This window comes from Scandinavium manionii (assembly GCF_024764775.1).
GTDB classification, from domain to species: Bacteria; Pseudomonadota; Gammaproteobacteria; order Enterobacterales; family Enterobacteriaceae; genus Scandinavium; species Scandinavium manionii.
Genome location: NZ_JALIGC010000019.1, coordinates 1 through 1,535, shown reverse-complemented (window position 1 = coordinate 1,535; position 1,535 = coordinate 1). Strand labels below are relative to the sequence as shown.

1 rRNA gene is annotated in these 1,535 nt (G+C 52.6%); it reads right to left on the bottom strand.

The features are described 5' to 3' along the window. Nucleotides 1-1,505, bottom strand: a 23S ribosomal RNA gene (locus MUU51_RS00120); the annotation flags it as partial. Between the last annotated feature and the right edge of the window lie 30 nt (nt 1,506-1,535).

Below are 1,535 nucleotides of genomic sequence, written 5' to 3'. Positions count from 1 at the left end.
AAGAGTCCGGATTTACCTAAACTCTCCGCCTACATGCTTAAACCGGGACAACCGTCGCCCGGATAACATAGCCTTCTCCGTCCCCCCTTCGCAGTAACACCAAGTACAGGAATATTAACCTGTTTCCCATCGACTACGCCTTTCGGCCTCGCCTTAGGGGTCGACTCACCCTGCCCCGATTAACGTTGGACAGGAACCCTTGGTCTTCCGGCGAGCGGGCTTTTCACCCGCTTTATCGTTACTTATGTCAGCATTCGCACTTCTGATACCTCCAGCTACCCTCACAGGCCACCTTCAACGGCTTACAGAACGCTCCCCTACCCAACAACACATAGTGTCGCTGCCGCAGCTTCGGTGCATAGTTTAGCCCCGTTACATCTTCCGCGCAGGCCGACTCGACCAGTGAGCTATTACGCTTTCTTTAAATGATGGCTGCTTCTAAGCCAACATCCTGGCTGTCTGAGCCTTCCCACATCGTTTCCCACTTAACTATGACTTTGGGACCTTAGCTGGCGGTCTGGGTTGTTTCCCTCTTCACGACGGACGTTAGCACCCGCCGTGTGTCTCCCGTGATAACATTCTTCGGTATTCGTAGTTTGCATCGGGTTGGTAAGTCGGGATGACCCCCTAGCCGAAACAGTGCTCTACCCCCGAAGATGAGTTCACGAGGCGCTACCTAAATAGCTTTCGGGGAGAACCAGCTATCTCCCGGTTTGATTGGCCTTTCACCCCCAGCCACAAGTCATCCGCTAATTTTTCAACATTAGTCGGTTCGGTCCTCCAGTTAGTGTTACCCAACCTTCAACCTGCCCATGGCTAGATCACCGGGTTTCGGGTCTATACCCTGCAACTTAACGCCCAGTTAAGACTCGGTTTCCCTTCGGCTCCCCTATTCGGTTAACCTTGCTACAGAATATAAGTCGCTGACCCATTATACAAAAGGTACGCAGTCACCCCATAAAAGAGGCTCCCACTGCTTGTACGTACACGGTTTCAGGTTCTTTTTCACTCCCCTCGCCGGGGTTCTTTTCGCCTTTCCCTCACGGTACTGGTTCACTATCGGTCAGTCAGGAGTATTTAGCCTTGGAGGATGGTCCCCCCATATTCAGACAGGATACCACGTGTCCCGCCCTACTCTTCGAGTTCACAACGCGTGCATTTTCATGTACGGGGCTATCACCCTGTATCGCCGGACTTTCCAGACCGTTCCATTAACACGCGCGCTGATTCAGACTCTGGGCTCCTCCCCGTTCGCTCGCCGCTACTGGGGGAATCTCGGTTGATTTCTTTTCCTCGGGGTACTTAGATGTTTCAGTTCCCCCGGTTCGCCTCATTAAGCTATGTATTCACTTAATGATAGTGTGTCGAAACACACTGGGTTTCCCCATTCGGGTATCGCCGGGTCACAGGTTCATATCACCTCGCCGACGCTTATCGCAGATTAGCACGCCCTTCATCGCCTCTGACTGCCAGGGCATCCACCGTGTACGCTTAGTCGCTTAACCTCACAACCCGAAGATGTTTCTTTCGATTCA